Origin of the sequence: Prevotella sp. E15-22 (assembly GCF_023204875.1) — a bacterium.
In the GTDB taxonomy this organism is placed as follows: Bacteria; Bacteroidota; Bacteroidia; order Bacteroidales; family Bacteroidaceae; genus Prevotella.
The window spans coordinates 523,786-543,730 of the sequence record NZ_CP096247.1 but is presented as its reverse complement, the minus strand read 5'-3'; the positions used below and the strand labels follow the sequence as shown (position 1 = coordinate 543,730).

At 47.3% G+C, this 19,945-nt stretch carries 11 protein-coding genes; 6 read left to right on the top strand and 5 right to left on the bottom strand.

Annotated features, from left to right (window positions below):
- Positions 1-56: 56 nt before the first annotated feature.
- From M1D30_RS02035 to M1D30_RS02020, 4 genes are all read right to left on the bottom strand, one after another.
- Complete coding sequence (locus tag M1D30_RS02035) at positions 57-1,547, bottom strand: hypothetical protein (protein ID WP_248505734.1); 1,491 nt, start codon at positions 1,545-1,547, stop codon at positions 57-59.
- A 128-nt stretch (positions 1,548-1,675) separates the two neighbouring features.
- A complete protein-coding gene (locus M1D30_RS02030; RefSeq protein ID WP_248505732.1) occupies positions 1,676-3,907 on the bottom strand; it encodes a C10 family peptidase in 2,232 nt (743 codons plus the stop codon).
- 79 nt (positions 3,908-3,986) lie between these two features.
- Positions 3,987-8,966, bottom strand: a complete 4,980-nt coding sequence (locus tag M1D30_RS02025; protein WP_248505730.1) for a choice-of-anchor J domain-containing protein — start codon at positions 8,964-8,966, stop codon at positions 3,987-3,989.
- Positions 8,967-9,310: 344 nt separating this feature from the next.
- Positions 9,311-13,537, bottom strand: coding sequence for a choice-of-anchor J domain-containing protein (locus M1D30_RS02020; RefSeq protein ID WP_248505728.1), 4,227 nt, complete (start codon positions 13,535-13,537; stop codon positions 9,311-9,313).
- 337 nt (positions 13,538-13,874) lie between these two features.
- On the opposite strand from M1D30_RS02020, the gene argS reads away from it, so the two are divergent.
- Both argS and M1D30_RS02010 read left to right on the top strand, forming a co-directional pair.
- Positions 13,875-15,653, top strand: coding sequence for an arginine--tRNA ligase (gene argS / locus M1D30_RS02015; protein WP_248505726.1), 1,779 nt, complete (start codon positions 13,875-13,877; stop codon positions 15,651-15,653).
- A 1-nt stretch (position 15,654) separates the two neighbouring features.
- Positions 15,655-16,113 carry an RNase H family protein gene (locus tag M1D30_RS02010; protein ID WP_248505724.1) on the top strand — a complete coding sequence of 153 codons (459 nt, stop codon included), beginning with the start codon at positions 15,655-15,657 and terminating at the stop codon, positions 16,111-16,113.
- 38 nt (positions 16,114-16,151) lie between these two features.
- On the opposite strand, the gene ribD is transcribed toward M1D30_RS02010, so the two are convergent.
- A complete protein-coding gene (gene ribD, locus M1D30_RS02005; RefSeq protein ID WP_248505722.1) occupies positions 16,152-17,081 on the bottom strand; it encodes a bifunctional diaminohydroxyphosphoribosylaminopyrimidine deaminase/5-amino-6-(5-phosphoribosylamino)uracil reductase RibD in 930 nt (309 codons plus the stop codon).
- 20 nt (positions 17,082-17,101) lie between these two features.
- Between ribD and prmC the strand changes: the two genes are divergently transcribed.
- The 4 genes from prmC (at position 17,102) to pyrE (ending at position 19,939) form a co-directional block, all read left to right on the top strand.
- Positions 17,102-17,995, top strand: a complete 894-nt coding sequence (prmC, locus tag M1D30_RS02000; protein WP_248505720.1) for a peptide chain release factor N(5)-glutamine methyltransferase — start codon at positions 17,102-17,104, stop codon at positions 17,993-17,995.
- On the top strand, positions 17,986-18,474 hold the full coding sequence (locus M1D30_RS01995) for a regulatory protein RecX (protein ID WP_248505718.1): 489 nt from the start codon (positions 17,986-17,988) through the stop codon (positions 18,472-18,474). Before prmC ends, M1D30_RS01995 begins: the two co-directional genes overlap by 10 nt.
- Complete coding sequence (locus tag M1D30_RS01990; RefSeq protein ID WP_248505716.1) at positions 18,452-19,150, top strand: ComF family protein; 699 nt, start codon at positions 18,452-18,454, stop codon at positions 19,148-19,150. Before M1D30_RS01995 ends, M1D30_RS01990 begins: the two co-directional genes overlap by 23 nt.
- Before the next feature lie 159 nt (positions 19,151-19,309).
- The gene (gene pyrE, locus M1D30_RS01985) at positions 19,310-19,939 is read left to right on the top strand and encodes an orotate phosphoribosyltransferase (RefSeq protein WP_248505714.1); all 630 of its coding nucleotides are present in this window, start codon (positions 19,310-19,312) and stop codon (positions 19,937-19,939) included.
- The last annotated feature ends 6 nt before the right edge of the window (positions 19,940-19,945 follow it).

The window sequence follows — 19,945 nt, the reverse complement described above, 5'->3', positions numbered from 1 at the left end:
TGAGTATGCAGCGGCCTTTGCAGTCCGTTTTTTATAATTATTTAACTTTTAAGCGATTATCTTCGCATACGTTTAATCGTTTTCACCTGTCCATTGGTCATACGAACCTGTTCGATAATCATGCCCCTAGCAGCTTCTTTAACAGCACGTCCCTGGAGGTCGAAAGAACGCAGTGTCTCGACGGGAATCTCGCTGACTGTACTGATACCAGTAAGGTTATCCTTCGTCATCACAGCAATCTTATTCAACTTGGTGTTGGGCTTACTGCTGTCGATGGTGAGCACCACCTTCTGGGCAGAACCACTCCACACCAGGTCGTCAGAAAATTCACCACTATCGAACTCGTTGTAATCGTTCCAGTCGCCAGCATAGAAATACATCTTCTCGATGGTACAGTTTGCTGGTACTTCAAAAGTTAGTTTGCCACCATAGAGACGCAACTGGATGGCTTGCAGATTATAATCGAGCCAGTAGCGGTTGGGGGTATTACCTCCTTCACAGGGAGAGATGGTCAGCATAACATTATCCTGCTGCAGCACCTTATCCTCGGTGATATCACCAGCACCAGAAGAACTGGTAGAATAAGGTGTAGTATCCTTGTCCAAGGCATTGAAATCGAAGACGGCAGACTCATCAGCATAAGGCATGAGGTTCAGCCAAGTGATTTCCGAGAACGTCGTCTCGTCGCCACCACGATAGACGGCCTGCACGCCAACAGCATTGAAGTCGGCACTGGGCTCATAGAAGTAAGCAGCATAGCCACGGGCTTCGATATTATAACCATCGGTGAAGTTATAAGGAATCTCCATCATATCCACGAAGGTCTCACCATCCTCCTGAAGAGCAGGAATCGTAATGGGCGAGCAGAGTCGCTCTACATCTTTATATATAATATAGCTCAGCTTACTGGTGAGCAAGGGATTGCCATCAACATCTACAGGGGGAAAGTTCAATGAGATACCGCCATAGCCTTCCGTGTTATCATAAGGCATAAAGTTCGCAATCGTAGGTGCCTTGGGTGTGGCTGCCACATCATGAGGCTTTGCAAGTACCACATCCTTCAGGAAGTCAAAGCCTGCAATACCATCGGTCAAGGTGTTCACCACTAGTGCTGAGGTGGTGGTCCAGCGGTCACCAGTCTCGTTAATAGTAAAAGTCACGTACGAAGGCTGCAGCGTTGAAACGCCATCGAACCAAGAGACATCGCAGCCAGCAAAGTAAGTGTCATAACTGGTACCTTCATCATCAGCCAAAGAACCATAGTACTGATTGGCTGCAAAGGTGGCCTGACCATTCACGAGAGTACCCTTCACCCATGCTTCAGGTAGATAAAGGTTCAATCCCTTCACATAAACATCCTGATCATCCACACCGATGTACAATGTCTGAACAGCATCTACAGTGTACTCCGTAGGATCATAACGCTGTGCTGTCAACAGCCACTCCTCGGTCTGCAGGTCTGTCGGCGGGGTCACCACCTCGCCCGACTGTGCCCATGATGCCACAGCAAGCATCATGGTCATCACAAATAAAACAATCTTTTTCATTTTGTATTTTCCATATTACTATTTGGGGCTGCAAAGGTAACAAATAAAAATGACTTGGCACCCACTTTTCAAAAAAAAGACGCAGAAACGATGGGTTCCTGCGTCCTTGTATGATGTATCAAAGGTGGTTACTTGCGGGCAACACGCACCTTCTTAACCTTTCCATTCGACTGGCGCATCAAATAGATGCCGGCACGGGTGGCACCCTCTACCCTACTACCGCCAAGGGTGTAGTAAACTGACTGCTGACGCTGAGCAGCATCAATGCCATTAATAGCGGTTGACACCGTAACGGTGAGTACACCAGTCACGAAAGTCATGTTATAGCTCTCGGCTGTAGCGCTCTCTACCATGATAGGATAGTCACCAGCAGGTGAGGTCTCGTCGGCAGTAGTCACAAAGACAGGTGTCTCGAGCCAGACGGGGATAGAGTCAAGCGAAATCAGACCATCGTAGGCACTGAATCCAAACTCAGGATTGGGCTGCCCCTCCTCGCGGGTATAGTTGCCAACGGTAGCGGTGGCGTCCAACTTCTGAACAACAAGGTAACCATCAATGAAGTCTACGTTCTCGCGATCAATTGTACCACGCTTCACATAGATGGGATAGCGACCTGCAGGTGATGAAGGCGTAGCCTCGCACACAAGCTCGGGCTGGCCGTGCAGGTCGTCGCCACTGATGGTATAGTAGAACTCGGGGTTCTCCTCACCATACTTGCGGATAGTGTTACGAGCCTGGATACTAGTACCTTCCTCGCCAATATTCTTCTCGCCAAAGCTCTTCCATTGTGCCTTCTTCAGATACTTGGTCTTCATACCACTACGAACGTAGAGCATGCAAGAGCCCATAGGAACGTCCTGGAACACACGAGGGCCATCCAACACTGGAACAACCTTAGTGGGGACGCGCAACTCGTATAAATGCGAGCATCCGCTGAATGCTTCTCTACCGATATGTTCGACAGTAGCAGGTAAGTAAATACGCTGCAGGCTTACGCAATTCTTAAAGATGCTATCAGGCAGCACATTGTCGTGCAACTGTGTATTGGTCAGATTCAGCAGACGAACGCTCTCACCACTTTCTCCATCGAGAGAATCACGACCGGCCAGATGACGCAGGTACTTCAAGTCTTCAAAGCCAAGGGGACCGTTCACGGTGAGTGAACCTATCTGGCCCTCACCCTCCAACGCCTCGACAGCCTGCTTCAGCATACCTTCGGCAGTAGTTGTCACAATCTCGGAACGATAAAGACTGTGAGTATTACTCTTTACGCCGATAATCATATCTTGCCCCTGACTGAATCTGTAATAGCTGGGATCCAGAATAGCGATATCATAATAACCATCATCACTACCACTCCAGCCCCAGTTCACCAAGACCTTACCGTCGGCACGATAGCCATGAAGTACAAAGGCATGACCGCCTTTACCATAGGCGTCTGCACCACCATAGTACATAGGACCATTCTCGCTCAACTCGCGATAAACCATGTTCATCCACGTTGTCTCCTTATAGTAGTCACGCTCCACACACTGAGCCTCGGCAAAGCCAAAGTATTTACGCAGGCCAGCAGCTGCATCCTGAGAATAGGCGCCACTACCATCGGACGGACCGCCATACTCCATATCGGCAGCCACACCGCAGTCGCGCATCAGCAGAGCAACAGCATCAGCCTGCTCTTTTGTATAACTAGTTGTGGAATAATCATCGAGCATATTATTCCAATCGTAATAGTCCTCACTGAAATTGGCAGAGACCGCCTGCCCCGAATGATTACCATGAGGATAATAGATAGTACGCTGACCTTCTCCATGCTCAGGCATCTTATGGTAGTTCAGCACCTGAGCCATGGCCGTGGCCACACAGCCCGTCAAGCACTTAGTGCTACCAGAATAAGTGGGACACATATTGTTATAAGGTGTCTCCTGGTCCCATCGGGTAGTAAGCAAAGGACCCACCTCAGTGGGATATAAAGAGGGGTCGGGCTTGGTGGTTGTCAACTGGATATTGTTCTGAACAGCATAGTTGACAGCCTCGCTGGCGGCATTGAGCCACCATTGGAAGTTGGCGTTGCGACCCTCACTGTAGTCTGATGTTGAAACACCCAGCACCTCAGGTACCAGGTCGTCGGCCGAAACAACGGCGAAACCGCCTTGTTTGTAGCCTATAATCTCGTAGGTTGATGTTGACTTCAGCACCTCCGGCGCATCTGCACGCGGCGCCATTCGTCTGTTAGAACGGTGCTGATTGATGGCTTTCAACGCAGCCTGTTTCATCTGTGCAGCCGTACGTGGGGCTGCAATGGCCTGCGTTGCAGTTAATCCGAAAACAAGGATAGCAAAGGTGATCTTTTTAATCATTCGTTTGTTGTCTTATTGTTTTTAAAAAAAATCAGGGAGCGCGAGCAGACCCGCGCTCCCCGATTTATAAGATTAATTATTACTTCAGAATCACTTTCTTGTTGTTGATGATATAAGCACCCTTCAGATCCTTCAGGCTGGTAGCCTGACGATTGACGAGCTTACCATCAACAGTGTAGATGGTGAACGACTTGCCGCTGTTCAGAATCTCGTTGATAGCATTCACAACGTCAAGAGTAGCTGTTACAGGCTTAGACTCGGCACCGTTAGCATAAACTGCAGTCACAGCGAATACGTGGTTACCATAAGTCAGATTCTTCAGCTCGGCTGTGGTCTCGGTAGCAGTACCAGCTGCAGCAGCGTCAACATAGATATTGAAGCTTGCAGGAGCTACAGAGCCAACAGAATAGGTAACGTCGTCAACCAACAGACCGAAGATATCCTTAGTTGTGTGACGGATAGCGAAGTACTTGGTTCCTGCAGGAAGCTCAGCGCTGAATGCCGTCCATTCTGTCTCCTCAGTAGAGTAAGCAGAACCAACGATGGTGAAGCTTGAAGGATTCTTGTCGGTTGAAGAAGCCAGAACCTCGAAGGTCTCAGCACCATACTGACCAGTAATAGCACGTGCATAGAAGCTGATAGTCTGTGCAGCACCTGTCAACTCAGGTGAGATGAGCCAGTGGTCGGCAGCAGGCATAATATCATTTCCATTCTCGTCCTGGTCGGCAGGGCAGAATGACCACAGGAACTGGTCGCCACTGTGAGCAGGATAAGTCTCAGCAAATGAAGCACTAATCTTTGAAGGATTAGCTACCTGCCAAGCCTGTACCTCGCTGGCATTCTCGAAGGTTGTGTTCTGGAAACCATAAACATGGATGCCATTACCATCATAGAGGCTCCAATCACCGAATGCGCCAGTGTGCTGTTCTGCCGTGATACCACCAATGCTGAAGGGAACGAATACGGCCTCGTTGTCGAAGCTCTCTGTCACCTCGGCAGGAGCACCTGCAGCAGGAGCATTCCAAGTCAGAGTCACAGTATTGTCGGCAGACTGTACTGCGGCCAGATCAGAAGGAGCAGCAACAGTAGGTTCCTTCACAGTAATCACAGCCTCGTCTTCGTTGTTATCGGGGTTCAGATCGTTACCATAAACAATCTCAGCCTTCAGAGTCACATCACCAGCCTCATCAAATACTGTGGTCTTGAACTCGGCATCAACATCGATAGAAGAGAATGCCTTCAGAGCCTCGTTGAAGGTCTTGTTATAGATCTCCTTATTGTTAGCGGTCAACTTCAGAGTGAAGCCGTTGGCTGCATTCTCAGCATTGTTAGCAACCGTCATCTTCAACTTAGCAGTGTTACCAGCAACAATAGAAGTAGGAGCGGTCAGGCTTACTTCAACATCGTGCTCGTAGAGATCCACAATCTTGATGTTGTCAATCAGGATGCTATCCGTCAAGTTGCCGAAATTGAAGTTGAAATAGAAGCGGTTATAGTTGTTGTCCTTCACTCCAGCCAAAGACACCTTAACAGTGGTGTACTCAGTTGAAGTACCAGCAACATTGTCAAGCAGAGTAGCGAGTGTGCCATCTGACTTCTGTCCAACGATGCTCAAGGTGCTTGCAGTAGCAAACTTCTTCACATCGAACAGCAGTGTGGGATTAGCTGCGCCCTTCATATCAATCTTACCTGTAGCCAGGAATGCAGCACCAGCCTCTTCCTCAGCCATAGCCTTCAGAGCAATGCCATCCTCATCAGAAGCATCCTCACTGATATACAAGCTGAGATTATCGTAATCGAACATACTGTGGAAACTCTTACCAGCAAAGTTCTCGAACCAAGGCAACTCATAAGGAGCACCAGTCCAAAGAGCAGCATTTGTCTGGCCACCCTCGCCTACTTCATTCTTCGTGATAACAACGAACTCGGTATAACCCTGCTCACCCTCATTGGTATTGATGTCAATCTGTGAGAAGGTATTGTTACGTACTGAGTCGCGCAACTCACCAATAACGGGGAAGAGCATACCCATAAACTCCTGATACTCTACATCATAAACGAGGTAGTCAACCTGGTTAGGATCAACATAACCACCGTTAAGACCCTTGCTGCCTACAGGCTCCCAAGAGAGCTCAATCTTATTACCCAGATCGGTTGTTTTAACCTCGTCAACAGGAGTAGGCACGTCGAAGCCAACATATACAGTAATCTTCTCGCTCTTCAAACCAGCACCAGAAGTGTTGCTTGCAACAATCTGATAAGTGTTAAAGCCGGCAGCAGCAGTCTCGTCCTTGAAACTTGTCATAACACTAGGAGCAACATCCTCGAAGGTCTTGATAACCTCACCGTTACGCAGAACATTGATGTTCATATTCTCAGTCAGAGCACTGCCATTGACAGCCACTGCAGGAGCGTTGAACTTAACCAAAGCCCAGTTAGCGCCCTTCAAACCAGGGATAACACTGAAATCGGTAACAGCAGCAGGAGCTGTGGGCTCTGCGCCCTTCTCGATAGAAATCTTATGGATGTTCAGACGATACATGTCAGCATCACTCAAAGCCTGAACAGCAACATAATACTGACCTGACTCAGCGACTGCGAATTCAGCCTCAAAATCAGTAGAATCCTTCACATCAACAACGGTTGTAGCAAGAACCTCCTGAGTCAAGCCCTCGACAGAGGCAGCCTTACCAACCAGCACACGGAACTTCTCTGGATAGTTACCACTTGCACAGCTTGCATTGACAACAACCTTGTAGTTCTTACCAGCCTCAAAGTTGACAGCAGGAGAAATCAGATAATCGTCACCATCCTCCTCTGCATAGAGATAGTATGCACCATAATTAGCGTTCCAATTCCATGTGTAATCATCAGCATTAGCATTAATGACAGTGAAGAGGTTAAAGATATTCTCTGTAGCAAAATCAAATACAACAGGAACATCAAGAACAGCAGAAACGGCAACCGTCTTCTCTTCGCTCTTAACACCTGCACCATATTCATTATAAGCAATAACCTGATAGGTGTGATTACCCATGCTCAGATTGTCGTTATCCACATACTGAACCTGTGCGCCAGGAACAACATCAGTCAGAGAAGCAACAACTGCTTTGTCACGAATAACATCAACCTTCGTCAGACTAGTAAGCGTCTCGCCACCAGAAGTCAAAGAAGGAGCAGTGAAGCTAACAGTAGCCTCCAGCTTATTCTCTGTGGGAACAACATCAAAGTTGGTAACTGCAGCAGGAGCAGCTGGATCGACACCTGCTTCAATCAGGAAGTTCTTAACAAACAAGTTGTACTGGTCTGCATCAGAGATGGCGTGGATACCAATGTGATAGTAGCCAGTTTCAGCAACTACTACTTCATCATTCTCAAGTGTTGCGAAGTTAGCGAAATCGATATCCGTAGCAGGAATAACTGTTGCAGTCAGAGCAGAAGCCTTGGGCTCTGCACCCAACTTCACCTCAATACGCTCAGGATACTTGGCAGAAGCAGCAGCCACGTCGATAGCGAAGTGATACTTCTTACCACCCTCCAGCTTAACAGCAGGAGAAACGAGCCAGTCGTCACCATCATTAGCTGAGCTATATGAATAACCAACTGCACCAGCAGAAGAACTGAAGCTCCATGTCTTACCGTCCTTATTACTATCGATTACACCGAAATCAGCGAATGCATCAGCAGTACCTAAGCTATTCTCGTAAGGAAGCACATCAACAGGTGCACCGGTAGTAGCGGTGGGTTCTTCGATAACAGGCTCACTCTCAGAAATTGTAATATCTTTATAAGCCTCCAAGAAGTATACTTCCTCTTCTGAAGCATTGGCAAGAAGTGTGTTAACAGACTTCAGCGTCTTAGACTGAGCATCATAAATCATCTTGAAATCTTCCAATGTAGAAGATGAGGTAAGGCCATTTGCACCTACTCCATAAATATTGTATGAACCATAAGCACCAACATACTGCGTACCACTGAAAGTAACTGTTGTACCATTGATAGTACCCTTAATCCATGAATCGGGGAAATTCGCGAAAACGCCACTCAAATATACCTCATCGCCTACGAAAGCAACTTTTGCGGTAGCCTGATATTCGGCTTCGCCACTACTCTTCACCTGAGTACCATAGTTATACCATGTATTAACAACGGCACCGACAGGCAATTCCACAAGTGAAGGAGCTACATAATTCTCGTCATAGGTAAATACTGAGCTGTAGTCGCCATAGCCAGAGAAAGCGTCATCATCGGTATAGAACAACGACACAGGATGATCCTCATCGGTACCTTCCAAAGTGATGGTATTGCCATCAACAGTCAACGTGATATCGCCATCAACTTTTACCCAACCATTCGTCTCATCATATGCAGTCTTAGCAATATACAAGCCGTAGCCATAACTAGCCATATAAGTAACGACCTGGCCTGCAGCAATAGTAATGGTATTACCAGACTTTGTGCCCTTGATCCATGTATTAACAGCGGCATTAGAAATAAAGTCTTTGAAATACACCGTACCATCTGCCGTCTCAACAACCTCCATCTTACCGCTCTGTGCGCCATAATAGAGTTGCTGGTTAGAGACATAGTAACCATAGCCTGCACGATCGTACATTTTGCTCTCACCCTCACCCGGGGTAACAATGACGCCATGAGCGTCGACTTGCTCTGCTCTTCTAGAAGCAGTGATACTGCCTTTAAATGAAGCTCCTTCAAGAAGCTGACGACCATTCAGAGCCTCGAAGCTTGTCTTCAAGCAACTAAAATTACGCTCTTGAACTCGAGATATGTTGTTTGTCCACAACTTGTCGAATTCAACACGCTCAACCTCAGCCTTCTCCCTAGCAGCCAATTTAGCTTCAGCCACAACCTCTTTAAGAGTCTGTGCCTGACGCAGGCTTGCAAGTGAGTAGACCTTTTTACTCTCACGGCTCTTTGCACCCTGAAACTTGTTTGAAACAAGGGCCTTTTTGGCGGTCAAGGTGGTCTGGGCCTGGATTGGTAATGCCAGCAGCGTGGCTGCAAACACTAACAATGATAAAGTAAACTTTTTACCCATAAGTACTAATTAAAAAATTAATAATAAACGAAAAATTGTAAAATTCGGGTGCAAATTTACTACTTTTTGATTAAAATACGCACAAAAAACGAATAAATTATCACTTTTTTGCGTTTTCAATTGTTCTATGTCAAGAAAATAGGCTTTGGTTAAAAAATACCACAAAATAGTGATAAAACGAACAAAAGCATGCCAAAATAAAGTATACAGAACAACAAAGAAAGACGTACTAACTCTTTATACAGCAGCTGTTTGTATAAAAAAAGAAATCGGGGAGCACAAACGAACTTGTGCTCCCCGGACGAATAAAAACAAAATATTCATTCAAAAAGGCTGATACAGACCTATTTCGTCAGCACCTTCTTGCTATTAACAATGTATATACCCTTCATATTTGCTGCCTGACGATTGATGAGTTTGCCATCTACGGTGTAAATGGTGAATGGTTTGCCATTGCTCACAATGTCGTTAATAGCATTCACCACATCGAGCGTCTGCATAACGGGCTTAGACTCTACTCCGTTGGCATAGACTGCGGTTACAGCGAATACGTGGTTACCACAGATCAGGTTCTTCAAATCAGCACTGTTCTCTGCGACATTTGCAACCTGAGCTGCATCCACATAGATGTTATAACTGATAGGCGCGAAGTCCGCAGGTGTATAGGTGACATCGTCGACAACCAGACAGAACTTATCCGAGACATTATAGTGACGGATAGCAATGTAACCGGCCTGACCATTATAGGCACTCAGATCCACAGAATATTCCTTCATCGCAGAAGTAGCAACAAACTCATTAGAAACCTTAGTAAAGGCCGTAGGATCTGTTGCACTGGTTGTAGAAACGAACACTGCGAAGTGCTCGTCAGCATAGTTCTTATCCTGACCACAAGCCCAGAACTTAAACGTGCCTGTCAGTTTAACGGCAGGCGTAACGAGCCAGTTATCGGGCGTAAGAGCCGAATTGGTGTCGTTGCTATAACTCTCAGAATAAACACTACCGTTTCCGGTCGTCGTTGAGAAGTGACCACTCTGACCTTCCACATTAACATGATGAGTCCAGTTACAACCGTCACCATCGGCATCAATCATGGTGAAGCCACCTAAACCATCCTCAAAGCTCTCAGTCATCACATCAGCAGAGCTAATTGGAGTTGACCACGATAATGTCACCGTGTTGTCGTTAACCTGCTGCGCCAACAGATCAGCAGGAGCAGCTACGGCAGGATCAACCACAGTGATAATAGTCTCATCGACATTGTTATTCTGATTCAAATCATCAGCATAGCTTACTTCAGCCTTGAGAACTACATCGCCAGCCTCATCGAAAACAGAAGTTGGGAACACCGTCTCAACAGTAGCAGAAGAGAATGCAGCAAGAGGAGCCTCAAAGGTCTTACTAAGGAGTTCTTTCTGACCAGCAGTAAGTGTCAGAGTAAGACCGGCGGCAGCATTCTCTGCGTTGTTCTTCACGTTCATCTTCACCTTGGCAGTATTACCAGCCACAACTGAAGCAGGTGCATCCAGAACAACCTCCACGTCATGATCATAAAGATCAACCACACGGATATTGTCCATTGTCACGAAGTCGCCCTTCGCAACGATATTGCCATTCTCATCTAAAGTGCAAGGATTCATATAGCGAATCAAAAAGCGGAACTGCACATATTTTTCGGCATCCTTCAGATTGGCCAAGGAAACTTTGAACGTGTTATAGCCACTGGTCAGATTGGCTACTTGCAGCAGCTGGAACTCGCCACCATCCTTGGCGCCAAGAACACTTACAACACTGATGTTTGAACTCTTAGCATTGAAAAGAAGTGTGGGGTTCTCGGTATTCTTAATATCAATCTTACCAGACTCGAGGCAAGCACTGCCTCTCTCCTCCGACAACAGTTCAAGAGCTACGCCATCAGCATCGGCAGCATCCTGCGACACCAACAGAGCAGCGTTTGATGACCAGAAATAATGCAACGCCTGATTTTGGAAACTCTCTGCAAATGGCAATGTATAAGGCTTACCTACCAAGAAGGCTGTATAGCTCTCCTCGCCTTCGCCACTCTTGTTTGTAGGCTGAATAGCAAAATACTTCAGTGCCTGTGAACCTTCCATGGTGTTGTAGGGGGCTGCAAGACTAGTTTGACCTGTCACCTCCCCTATCATCTCCTGCAATACAGGAATCTGCATATTCATATAAGACTCAATCTCAACAGTCCAAGCCTTATAGGTGACCTGAGCCGGGTCCACATAGTTTCCCTTTGGACCTGCATCACCTACAGCATCCCACGAGAAAAGGATGTTAGTAAACTGATCCTGAGCAACCACGTTGTCGACAGCAGCAGGCACATCATAACCGACATACACCTCTACAGCCTCACTTTTAGCACCTGCACCATTAGCATTAGAGGCAACAACCTGATAAGTATAGGTTTTTGCATTACCCACATTCTCGTCCTTCCAGCTAAGCGCGGTATTAGGAGCCACATCATTGAAGGTCTTCACCACATTGCCATTACGATAGATATCCACGGACATAATACCCTCAAGGTCGTTATCTTCAGCAGTCTTTGTAGGTGTCGTAAAGGCGAGGTTCACCTCCAGAGCGCCCTTGGCACCTGCTGTAGCAGTAAAGCCAGACACAGCAGCAGGAGCAGTGGGCTCAACGCCCTTGGTAACAGACAAACCATGAGCCACAAGGAAATACTTGGCAGCATCACTGATGCCATGGATGGCAATATAATAATTGCCTTCTACGGGCACAGTAAAGGTTGCCTCATAATCGGTAGCAAACTCAGAGGTGATAACAGTAGGCTGAATGAGTTTCATGGTCAGACTCGAAGCTGAAGCAGCTCTGCCAAGCACCACTTCGAAACGTTCTTCATGTCCATAGCCAAAAGCATTAACATTAGCCGTAACGACATAATGTTTGCGTGCCTCCAGATGAATGGGTAGCGATACAAGATAGTCGTTGGCGGCATTGGTATCATGGTGTTCACAGAAAGCGTATTTTGCCATATCCTCCCATTTCCAGGTGGCATGGTCGTTATTAGCGTCAATAACCTGGAACTGGTTAAAAGTCTCTTCGTTTGAGAAGTCAGCCACATAAGGCACCTCGAACACCACAGAGATATGAGCGGTGATAGCATCACTTGTCAAGCCCTTGCCAGCAGCATTGTAGGCAACAACCTGATAGCTATAGGCACCAATAGTCAATGCTCTGTCTTTGTCTACATAGCTCAGTTCTGTGCCGGGAGCAACATCCTCGAAGGTCTTAATTACCTCACCATCACGTAGGACATCAACCTTCGTAAGATTCTCTGTTAGATCATCTCCAGCAACGGTCTTTGTTGGAGCAGTGAAGCTGATGGTGGCCTCTAATTTATTCTCTGTGGGAACCACGATAAAGTTAGTCACCACATCGGGACCAGCCAAAGAAGCACTCTCTTCGACAACAAGGTCGTTGACATGCAGGAAATATTCATCCTTGTCAGAGATAGCGTGGAGGCCAAAATAATAATAGCCATCGACATCAACAGTGATGAGTTTGTTCTCCAGCATCTTGATGTCATCACTCTTCCATGTAACATCTGTGGGAGCAATAACCGACTGTGTCATAGCCTCAGCGGTTTTGTCAACACCCATCTTTACCTCAATACGTTCTGGGTAGTAACTGGCCCAGGTGTTAAAGGCTAAACGATAAGCCTTACCTGCCTCCAACTTTATGGCTGGAGTAATGAGCCAGTCATCACCAGGGTTAGAACCATTATATGAATACTGCGCATAGCCACCAGAATTGAATTTCCAGGTACTGCCATCGTTATTCACATCGAGAATGGTGAAAGCCGACTGATCAGCAAGGTCTGAGAAAGAAGGGGCGTAGGGCAACTGGTCAATCTGCGTGTTGACAACTAGTTTTGTCCATACCGTCTCAAAATCGCCATAACGTGAGAAGGTATGGTCCTCATCGTCATAAAACTGCCCCATGAAATAACCATCGGCAGAAGTGCCCTCCAAACGGATGGTATTACCTTCAATGGTAAAGGTAAAGACATCGGCATGGTCGTCGGCTACGGTGTAAGTTCCATTGGCATTCTTCAAGCCCCAACGCAGACTGAATGTCTCGTGACTGTTGGTGGAATAGAAGATAGGCTGCTTGGTAGGCACAGTAATGGTGTTACCATCCTTATGACCCTTCACCCATGTCTCAGCAGGATTATAAGCCAGAGGATCCTTAATGTAAACCGTACCATCACTGCACTCCACGATGGTCACGGTTCCATACTGCTCGCCAACAGCTACTTGCTGACTCCGCGAAAAGTAGGAATAGCCCGAACGAAGGTAGGTCAGCATTTCGCCTTCGGCAGGACTCGTGATAATACCATGCTCATCTACTATTTCTCCAGTAGATGCAGCCCCCTTGAGCGGCGACTTCTTGGCGGAAGCCTTGGCCATGGCAGCCTTGGCGGCCTTGACAGCGTCGGGGGTCAATGGTTTTGGTGTGATAAACCACCCAGTTGCTGCGTTATTAGTTCTGGCAGCATGCTGGGCATAACCTGGTAATGTTAGCATTGCCACTGCAAATGCTAATCCTAAGAACCTAATCTTTTTACCCATAGTTAAGTACTAATAAAAGTTTAATAAAAAACGTAAATTTATAAAAATTGGATGCAAAATTATAGTTTTTTGTTTAATAACAGCACAAAAATCGAATAAATTATCATAATTTCGCTAAAATCCTTAGTTTTTGTATGATTAGATTGTACTGTTTGATGTATTCCGTAAATTGTTTGATATAAGAACACTATCGTTTCAAGGTCCACTCAACAGCAAAAACTGACGTTTTATTTGTCCATTCCAAGAAAAAATAGTACCTTTGCACCCCACATATATTATACAACAAGCGATTATGAATATCGAGACACTGATAAGTCAAGCCGCAGGCGAGGCCGTGAAGGCGCTCTACGGCATGGAGGCAAGCGAAAAGATGTTGCAGCTGCAGAAGACACGCAGCGAGTTTGAGGGTAACCTGACGCTGGTGGTCTTCCCCTTTGTGAAGGCTGCCAAGAAATCGCCAGAGCAGACGGCTCAGGAGATTGGTCAGTATCTGGTCGACAACTGCTCGGCCGTGGAGAAGTTCAACGTAGTAAAGGGATTCCTGAACCTGAGCATAGGTGAAGGTGCATGGCTGCAGTTGCTGCAGGCTATGGACCAGGATGACCACTTCGGTATGAAACAGGCCACCGATGAAAGTCCCTTGGTAATGATTGAATACTCTTCACCCAACACCAACAAGCCTCTGCACCTTGGTCATGTGCGCAACAACCTGCTGGGCTGGTCGCTGGCTCAGATCATGGAAGCCAACGGCAACAAGGTGGTGAAGACGAACATCGTGAACGACCGCGGTATTCATATCTGTAAGTCGATGCTGGCTTGGTTGAAGTACGGCAATGGCGAGACTCCCGAATCATCTGGCAAGAAGGGTGACCATCTGATTGGCGACTACTATGTAGCTTTCGACAAGCACTACCGCGAAGAGGTGAAAGAACTCGTGGCTCAGGGCATGGACGAGGAAAAGGCCAAGCAGGAGGCTCCGTTGATTAAGGAAGCCCACGAGATGCTGGTGAAATGGGAGAACAACGATCCTGAGGTACGCGCTCTGTGGGAGAAGATGAACAACTGGGTATATGCCGGTTTCGACGAGACCTACAAGAAGATGGGCGTTGGTTTCGATAAGATTTACTACGAGAGCCAGACCTACCTGAAGGGTAAGGCCAAGGTAGAAGAGGGACTCGCCAAGGGTCTCTTCGAGCGCCACAAGGACAACTCAGTATGGGCCGACCTGACCAACGAGGGCTTGGACCAGAAGTTGCTGCTACGTTCTGATGGAACCTCAGTATACATGACACAGGACATCGGTACTGCTGAGATGCGTTTCAAGGACTATCCCATTGACAAGATGATTTATGTGGTGGGTAACGAACAGAACTATCACTTCCAGGTGCTCTCTATTCTGCTGGATCGCCTAGGCTTCAAGTGGGGTAAGGAGTTGGTTCACTTCTCTTATGGCATGGTAGAATTGCCCAACGGTAAGATGAAGAGTCGTGAAGGCACGGTGGTGGATGCCGACGACCTGATGGCACTGATGGTAGAAGATGCCTATAAGACCTCTATGGAACTGGGTAAGTTTGACGATATGACTGAAGAGGAACGTCGCGAAATTGCCCGCATCGTGGGTATGGGTGCCCTTAAGTACTTCATCCTGAAGGTGGATGCTCGCAAGAACATGCTGTTTAACCCCGAAGAGAGTATTGATTTCAACGGTAACACCGGTCCTTTCATCCAGTATACCTACGCTCGTATCCGCTCAATCCTCCGCAAGGCTCCAGAAACTCTGGAAAATCCAGGTACTCCGGAACTCTCCAGCAAAGAGATCGAGCTCATTCAGAAGATGTCTGAGTTTGGCGCTGCCGTGGAACAGGCTGGTAAGGACTATAGTCCCAGTGGCATTGCCAACTACTGCTATGAGTTGACGAAGGTATTCAACCAGTTCTATCACGACTTCAGCATCCTCAACGAACCCGATGAGCAGAAAAAGGCTGTCCGCCTGATGCTGGCAAAGAACGTAGCGAAGATCATCAAGAACGGTATGGGTCTGCTGGGTATCGAGGTACCCGAACGCATGTAATATGCAGAACCCTCCCGACTATAGACACGACACCGTACTGCCCTTGCCTCTTGAGGTAAGGGCAGATGCGTGGGCTGTGGATGCTGCTTGCAGCGGCAATCCCGGTCCCATGGAATATCAGGCTATTGACCTACAGACGGGCGCGCAGGTGTTTCATTTCGGTCCAGTGAAGGGAACAAACAACATTGGCGAGTTTCTGGCGATTGTTCACGCCCTGGCGCTCTGTTGGCAGAAAGGATTGCACGACAAGGTTATCTACTCGGATTCGTACAACGCTATTCTATGGGTAAACAAGCGCCAATGCAAGACAAAACTGGAACGCACCCCACAAACGGAACAGCTCTATCAGATTATTCAGCGCGCAGAGAATTGGCTGCGCACGCATAACTTTCGCAATCCCATCATTAAATGGGAGACGAGCAAGTGGGGCGAAGTTCCTGCCGACTTCGGAAGGAAATAAGATTAAACAATAAAGCCACTCCCAAAGAGTGGCTTTTATTATTTTTCGTAATTCACAATGATGTTCTCATCATACACCTGTTGCGATATCACTTTTACGTGGGCCGGCAAATGCGGTGCACGAGTGCCACCAGCAACCGTCAACCCCAGATTCGTTTCCACGCGAATTTCATCCCACAAGTCTTGAGCCAGGAATGACTCAAGTGTCTTTCTGCCACCCTCAACGATGAGCGACTGCACATGATGAGCATGTAAAGACTCGAGGTTTAGAGGATGTTGATGGTCGATGACAAGTCTTTTGGGATCAGGTCCAACCCAATGACGTACGGTGAGCAGCGGGTGTTCACGGTCGTCGGTAACACGTCCTACAAGGATAGCATCCTCTTGGGCTCGCAGTTTATGACTGAGCATCTGGGTAAAGGGTGATGAGATGGCCAATGCTCGTCCATTGTCGTCCAAGAAACCATTGGCTGTCTGAGCCCATTTAAGGATGATGTACGGACGATGCAGGCGATGGAACGTAAAGAAACGGCGATTCATTGCCTTACACTCGGCTTCAAGAACACCTACAGTCACGTCGATGCCGGCATCGCGCAACTTCTGGATGCCCCTACCCTGCACCTCGGCAAACTCGTCGATGCAACCAACGACCACACGCTTAACGCCTTTTTTGATGATCAAATCGGCACAGGGAGGTGTCTTGCCATAATGAGAGCAAGGCTCCAACGACACATACATCGTGGACTCCTTTAACAACGGCTCATCCTCAGCACGCACGCTAGCAAAAGCATTTACCTCGGCATGACCCTGTCCGCAACGCACATGATAGCCTTCGCCAATCACACGATTATTTGCCACAATCACTGCGCCAACCATAGGGTTTGGCTTTGCATTCTGCTGTCCGTTAAGAGCCAACTGTAAGCAGCGATGCATGTATTTTTTATCCAAAGAAATTTGGTCGATTTCCATATTTTATGTAATTTTGCAGTATGACTTACAATGAATTATGGCGCCAGTTGACGCAGGTCTATGATGACTACGAAGCAAAGGCTATTGCCCGTATGGTGTACGAGATTCGCTTCGGACTAATGCCATCCGACTTATTCATCGGCAAAGATACACAATTATCCACAGACAACCAAGAACTCTTAACGGAAATTGCACAACGCCTACTGACGGGGGAGCCAGTACAATACGTGCTAGGCGAAGCAGAGTTTGGCGGGAGGACCTTTCACGTGGAGCCGGGTGTATTGATTCCCAGACCCGAGACTTACGAGCTGTGTCAGTGGATAACTAAAGACAGGAAATTGACAAAGGAAGACGGGAAAAACCTTTCCATCCTTGACATAGGCACAGGCAGCGGGTGTATTGCTTGTACACTAGCTGCTGACATCCCTAATACCCAAGTTTCAGCATGGGACATCAGCGAGGAAGCCTTGCGAATAGCAGCAGAGAATGCAAGAAGAATTGGGGTAAAAGTAAATTTCGAGAAACGGGATATATTGGACGATATACCCACGATATACGAAAGACCTTGTCACGACCTTGTCACGACCTTGTCACGATCTTGCCACGAATTCGATATTATTGTGAGCAATCCACCATATATCTGCGAAAAGGAACGCGCAACGATGGAACGCAATGTGCTGGAGCATGAACCAGAATTAGCACTCTTCGTGCCTGACGACGATCCTCTGCTATTCTATCGCGCCATTGCACGACATGCAGCAAAGACACTGAAGCCAAGAGGAACACTGTATTTCGAGATTAATCCTTTATATATCAACGAGATGCAACAGATGCTTAGCGAAGAGGGCTTCTCACACACTGAAATAAGAAACGACCAATTCGGCAAACAACGATTCACGAAATCATGGCAATAAAGAAGGAAATGACGGGCCGCCAGGCCTATCAAAAACTGACAGACTTATGCGCCCGCAGCGAACACTGCCAACAGGAGATGCTGGAGAAGATGCGGCAATGGGGCGTCAGCGAAGAGGAACAGGCTCAGGTGATGGAGCGCCTTGTTCAGGAACGATATGTGGACGACGAGCGCTTTGCCCGCGCTTTTATATACGACAAGATTCGCTACAACAAATGGGGGCGAAGGAAGGTAGAGCAGGCACTATGGCTGAAGCACATTGACGACAGCATAGGGAAACCGCTTTTGGACGAGGTAGACGATGAGGAATACTTGAAGAATCTTAGACCAATGCTGAAGCAAAAGCGCAAAGGCATCAAGGCAAGCAGCGAATATGAGGCGACGATGAAACTTATCAGATACGCCCTGAGTCGCGGCTTTACGATGGATATTATCAAGCAGTGTATAGAGGTGGAAGATGAAGACGAGTTTTCTGAGTGAACTATTAGACCTTATTTCGCCACGCCAATGTGAGGTCTGTAACAACAGGTTGGCACCTGACGAGCCACTGCTCTGTGCTTCTTGTATGAAGGAGCTACCTGTGACACCTTTCAGGGAAACGCCCTACGACAACGACATGGCACGACACTTCTGGGGGCAATTCCCCATCGAGAAGGCATCTGCATGGGTGTTCTTCAACAGTCATTCCTACATCAGTTCGCTGGTTTACGAACCTAAGTATCACGGCAAGAGGGAGCAAGGAGAAATAATTGGAGAACTCATGGCTCAGTATCACCAATCATTTCATTTCTTCGATGACATCGACGTCATCATTCCTCTCCCCATCTCAACAAAAAGAAGTTGGCAACGCGGCTATAACCAAAGTAACCTATTGGCCCATGGCATTAGTCTCAGAACTGGAATCACCGTGGACAACGAGGTGGTGAAGCGAAACACATTTGTGAAGAGTCAGACGCACCTGTCACCAACAGAGCGACGGGAGAATGTGAGAGACGCCTTCCAACTAATAAACGAGGAGAGAATAAAAGGCAAGCATTTGCTTCTTGTTGACGATGTTGTGACGACGGGAGCCACAATCATTGCCTGTGCTCAGGAACTGGCTAAGGCAGAAGGAGTACGTATCAGCGTTCTATCTGTAGGGTTTACAAAAGACTAACAATAAAGAAAGACCTGTTATCCATAGTATTTCACTCACTTATTCGTACCTTTGGCTTCACCTAAAGTACTTTCGTTCGGAAATAAAAAGAAAAACTTGTTTTCCTTTTGTATTTCACTCACTTATTCGTACCTTTGCAAGCAAAATCAACATAACGTTATGGATATTAAGAAACAATTCGCACAGAAGCTGATGGACATCAAAGCCATCAAACTGCAACCCAACGACCCATTCACATGGGCAAGCGGCTGGAAATCACCCATTTATACAGACAACAGAAAGACTTTGGGACACCCTAGTCTGCGTTCGTTCGTAAAGTTGGAGCTCTGTCATGTCATTCAGGAGAACTTCCCTGAGGCTGATGCTGTGGCAGGTGTAGCCACTGGTGCCATTGCACAGGGTGCATTGGTAGCCGAAGAATTGGGTCTGCCCTACTGCTATGTTCGTCCGAAGCCGAAAGATCACGGCATGGGCAACCAGGTGGAAGGCGAGATAAAGAAGGGCTCGAAGGTGATTGTGGTAGAAGATTTGATTTCTACCGGTGGCAGCAGTCTGAAGGCTGTGGCTGCTCTGCGTGAATATGGTGTAGAGGTCATCGGCATGGTGGCTTCGTTCACATATGGTTTTCCTGTGGCAGAAGAGGCTTTCCGCGAGGCAGGCGTTAAACTGATCACCCTGAGCAATTACGATGCTGTTATTGAGCAGGCTGCCGAAACCGGCTACATCAAGGAAGAAGAGAAGGCCGTGCTGGCTGAATGGAGAAAGGATCCCAGCGTTTGGGGAATATAAGATACT